The following is a 4,696-nucleotide window of genomic DNA, read 5'->3' as shown; positions in this document are numbered from 1 at the left end:
TAGTTTGATTCTTTATTAAAGAGAGCGACTGGCGAAAGCGTGACCAGTTTCTTTTTTTTTAATGAAAAAGAAAATGGGAACCCACTTCGACTCCGCTCAGTGAACGCACTTCGACTTTGCTCAGCGGCCTTAATTTATAAGTGTTAGAGTTGGTATTTATTTTTATGAAAAGAAGTTCCAGACGAGTCCGAAGCGAACAACGAAATCGCGATACGGTTGATTTGGCGCAGCAAAAAAGTCGTATCCAGTGAAGGAAGAGTTTAGATGCTCTAGCTTGAAATAGATTCGCGTGCGTCTTACTTTGGCATTGATGAAGACATCAAAACGTGGAAAACCTCCAATTTTTTGTTGGTTTTGACTGTAGAATTCACCTAATAATGGACTGTAAGCGTTTCCGAAGTATTCTGTAAAGTAACTGAATGTAACTCCTGTTTGAATGAAAAGCGCTTTTTTGAACCATTTGTCCGTATAATATAGTGTGTTTCTTGTGACTAATTCGGGCACATTGAATACATCGCCCGTTTGTGTTACTTGTTGATACATTACCGTATTATTGAGCGCAAATTTCCCATAACGGAATTCTTTACCCACTTTTACTTTTAGATATGTGATTGCATCTGTGCTTTGTTGCGGCGTTATTTGCTCGCCAGTTATGAGTCCAGAAAAGTATGTGTAATTGTCTAATGAGGTAAAACTAACATCTACATTTCCCCATTTTTCAGAGTTTAGTTTGAAATTGATACTTTGCGTTCGCTCGTTTTTGAGATCATTACGCCAGTTATAGTTTATGTAATCACTTTGATTGATGATGAAGTTGAAGTTTGGCGCTTTGGAATTGATTACAATAGAGGCTTCTGCATTTATGTCATCATTGAATTTGTATCGCGCACGACCTGCAAAATAGTTTCCTCCAAGTTCACCCGACACATTTGCTAGTAAATCTGCCTTGAGTTGAATTCCAGCAATGGTATGTCGCCACTCGCCACCAACAGCTATAACATCACCTTCTATATTGTTTGGTACTACTTCCGTTGGTGATAGATATAAAATTTTGTCAAAGAAGTAATCATATTTAGTATGATTGGCTTTGAATTTTACATCGCCAAAAGTTTTAGTGGTGTAACTTAGACTCGCTTGATTGAATAGTTTTCGCAGTTGTGAACGATCTCTGATTGATGACGACACATACGCATCACCAAATAATACATTTTCATTGTCTTGATTGTAGATGTAATATTTTGTTTCGTAATTGAACGTATGCCCAACACGTAAATTGTTGTCTCTAAGCGAATCTTTTTGCCTTACTATTTTATAGTCATGCTCCAAATAGTATCTTTTACCTACGAGTATATTTTCTGCATCTTGAAATTGGACTGATAAACGCGATCGATCCGTGAACTCTTCTACTCCAGTTTGAAAGTCCGTTAATGCTTCTTCCGTTAAGCCTCCATTTTCGTTGTTTAATACATCTTGCGAATAGAAGTGCGTGCGCAATCTGTAACGATCATTTTTGGTTCGGTAGTTTGCCGTTAGTCTAAAGTTTCCTGAACTACTGAGTATGTTTTGATATTTTCCAAGCGAACGCATTCCTTTGTAAGAGATTGAAAAGTTCATACGTTTGGATGTATTCATTGTAATAAACGCATTCAGTAATTGCCCTTGTTCCATTGCTGTTTTAAAAAACAATTCGGTTGTTGGCGTTGGCACATTGTAATATTTTACATCTTCTACCTCATCATAATTGAAATGTTTTGCACGCATTCCGATGCTCGGAAACGCAGCTGGGCGATCAAATGAATATCCTAAGTTGTTATAGGTTTGTCCTAAGTTTGAGAAAGCCATCAACTCAAAATCATCTTTTCGTAAGTAATTGTACTTGTATTCTTTTTCAATAGTGAGCGTTGTATCAATAATAGTTGTGTCACGATCGTGCGAAATGATTTTATACAGATTGATATCGTATTCTTTTCGCTTCGCCGTTTTGTCTTTTTCAGAGCCGTTGTTTTCCCTATTTATAGGTTCTTCTCCTCGCTGACTCATTTTTTGTTTTTTTTCTGGTACTGGCTGAAACTTTTCCTGCGCTTGTACAGCAGAAATAGTAATACATATAAATATAACGAAAAGGATGTGCTTCACTTCTTTGATTTTTTTAGCGTGTTCTTCTTCATGTTATCAAACATTTTACGCTAGTATGGAACAAAAGTATACTTTTTGATCGAAATAAAAAGCTAAGATTTGTTATTGAAATCATAAATTGTTGTTTTTAAGCGACTATGTTTTGTTTTTCTATTTTGATTTGACTTACAGAACGAATAGTTTTGTCTCATAAGATTTTACGCATGTTAGCATTACAATTATTGGATGGATTAGAAGCTGGAACCGACGAAGCTGGACGCGGATGCCTGGCAGGACCTGTAACCGCAGCCGCCGTTATTTTACCCAAAACCTTTTCAAATGATATGTTGAACGACTCCAAACAGCTGAGTCATAAGAAACGTGAAATTTTACGTCCGCTTATTGAACTAGAAGCCCTAACGTTTGGTGTAGCACATATTTTCCCTAAAGAAATTGACGTTATTAATATATTGAATGCTTCTATTTTGGGCATGCACAAATCAATTGATCAGCTTTCGGTTGCGCCCGAACATATTATTGTAGACGGAAATAAGTTTAAACCATATAAAGATATTCCGCATCAAACTATTATTAAAGGTGACGGAAAGTATATGAATATTGCTGCTGCTTCCGTATTGGCTAAAACATATAGAGACGCGTATATGGAAAAGATTCACGAAGAGTTTCCTATGTATAATTGGAAGAAAAATAAAGGCTATCCAACGGTAGAACATCGCGAAGCCATTAAAAAATATGGCGCTACAAAATACCATCGCATGTCATTTCGGTTGCTTCCAGAGCAATACGCACTTGATTTATAATATTTAAAACGTCTGCGCGTTTATTTGATACATTAACTACTTATACCAACTGTTATGAAAACCAAGATTTTTTTATTGTTGTTTGTCGGATTGTTTATTTCCTGCAATACTGACGACGATTCTACAGTCAACAATCCAATTGCAGGTATTTGGAAATTGATTGATGTTTCTTGTGAATGCGCACCACCAAATTTTCAGGCAAATCATATTTGGAATTTTAATTTGAACGAAAATACCGTAACGGTTACTAATGAAGAAGACGAAAATTTACAAATTCTCGATTCTGGCAATTATGATTTTATTTTAAGTACTGAAACGATCACTATTTTAGAGATTCCTTATGAATATTTCTTTGAAGATAGCAAGTTATTTATTGGATATGAATATTATAGCGATGGTCCATTGATGACTTTTGAACGAGAATAGCTCCAATATTCTTGAAGATCGATCACGCTAAATCAAAATGCAATTGAGCGACTGAAAGAATTGGAGAAATAACGGAATGGAAATTGAAGAGAACTTGAAGGAATCAATATAAATAGTTCTAATTATGAAAACCATCAAACTAAAAAATGCATTTCTATTTGGTTTACTTTTTGCGATCGTTTCATTAAAAGCCCAAGAAAAAGCTGCTAATAAAATGATTGAAATTGAGTTTCAAACTATCGAAAAAGAATCAAATACCATTATAATTGCTGCTGTAATTGAAGTTTTATCCGATGGGAAACGTGTTGGAATTACGCATGGAGATTATGACGGAATTGCTAAAATTAAGTTTTGCTCAGATAAATTGACAAAAGAACAAATTACGCTTAATGTGTACGGAATGAAATGCAAACCGTTTCAAAGTAAATATACAATTCACACTGATTCAAAAATTAAAATACATCTCGAATACGGACAAACTAAGTACCAAACTCTTAAAGACAGAATGTTAATTTTGTTAGATTTAAACGTTCCTATAAATGATATTGAAGTAGTTGAACTGGAAAATGATTCGAGTTATTACAGACATTGCGATGGCCGATTGAAACAACGGAACGAAATTCCTAAGAGTGAATTATCGGAATGGAAACGTGTTGAAAACTAAAAAAAGCGCTTCCATTTTCATAAAAGCGCTTTTAATAGATTATTTTTTTCTAATTTCCACGGAAACAACCTGCACTACCATGACAAACTACAGGAAGTGTAAAAGGCGCACATCCTAACGTTACCGGAATAGTAACTCCGCCCGAAGGTTGACAAGCACCTCCGCTAATTCCTCCAACAATTGCATCTGCTCCTAATTCTGAAACAGTTTGCTTACTTAACTTCAACGTTTTTAATTTTGCTTTTTTCATAATATTAAATTTTTATGTTCTACTAAATGGGTGGAATTCCAAAAATCATTACCCACTTTTTAAAAAAAATGTATTTTTAGTGCATTAAAACTATTTTTTATGTGGGAAGAGCGACTTCAAATTTTTGATGCAATTGTAGAAAAATGTCCTCGCTTTGCGCGAAAAGGGAAAAGTATGATTTACACGTCGGCAAACGGACACATGTTTGGTTTGTTGAATAAAGCGGGCGAAATTGGGTTTCGCTATTCAAAAGAAGTCCAAGAAAAATACATTGCAGCATTTAATTCTGATTATTACAAATCGTACGGAGCAACGATGAAAGGTTATGTATTAATTCCGGATGAAATGCTTTCCGAGATTGACACATTGGCCAACTATTTAGACGAAAGTTATGATTATGTGATGTCGTTAGATCCGAAA

The 4,696-nt window shown here is 35.1% G+C and carries 6 protein-coding genes; 4 read left to right on the top strand and 2 right to left on the bottom strand.

Annotated features, from left to right (window positions below):
- Positions 1 to 162: 162 nt before the first annotated feature.
- Positions 163 to 2,136 (bottom strand): putative porin, encoded by a 1,974-nt coding sequence (locus AB8B65_RS16115; protein ID WP_405302297.1) that lies wholly within the window; start codon positions 2,134 to 2,136, stop codon positions 163 to 165.
- Positions 2,137 to 2,339: 203 nt separating this feature from the next.
- Between AB8B65_RS16115 and AB8B65_RS16110 the strand changes: the two genes are divergently transcribed.
- The 3 genes from AB8B65_RS16110 (at position 2,340) to AB8B65_RS16100 (ending at position 4,026) form a co-directional block, all read left to right on the top strand.
- Positions 2,340 to 2,936, top strand: a complete 597-nt coding sequence (locus AB8B65_RS16110) for a ribonuclease HII (RefSeq protein ID WP_405302296.1) — start codon at positions 2,340 to 2,342, stop codon at positions 2,934 to 2,936.
- Between the two features lie 54 nt (positions 2,937 to 2,990).
- Positions 2,991 to 3,362 (top strand): hypothetical protein, encoded by a 372-nt coding sequence (locus AB8B65_RS16105; RefSeq protein ID WP_405302295.1) that lies wholly within the window; start codon positions 2,991 to 2,993, stop codon positions 3,360 to 3,362.
- Between the two features lie 124 nt (positions 3,363 to 3,486).
- A complete protein-coding gene (locus AB8B65_RS16100; RefSeq protein WP_405302294.1) occupies positions 3,487 to 4,026 on the top strand; it encodes a hypothetical protein in 540 nt (179 codons plus the stop codon).
- A 49-nt stretch (positions 4,027 to 4,075) separates the two neighbouring features.
- On the opposite strand, the gene AB8B65_RS16095 is transcribed toward AB8B65_RS16100, so the two are convergent.
- Positions 4,076 to 4,276, bottom strand: coding sequence for a hypothetical protein (locus AB8B65_RS16095; RefSeq protein ID WP_405302293.1), 201 nt, complete (start codon positions 4,274 to 4,276; stop codon positions 4,076 to 4,078).
- A 99-nt stretch (positions 4,277 to 4,375) separates the two neighbouring features.
- Here AB8B65_RS16095 and AB8B65_RS16090 point away from each other — a divergent pair.
- Positions 4,376 to 4,696, top strand: a 321-nt coding sequence (locus tag AB8B65_RS16090; protein ID WP_405302292.1) for a hypothetical protein, incomplete at its 3' end; no start/stop codon positions are given.

Origin of the sequence: Kordia sp., from assembly GCF_045105435.1 — a bacterium.
Lineage (GTDB): Bacteria > Bacteroidota > Bacteroidia > Flavobacteriales > Flavobacteriaceae > Kordia.
This window is presented reverse-complemented; position numbering and strand designations above follow the sequence as displayed.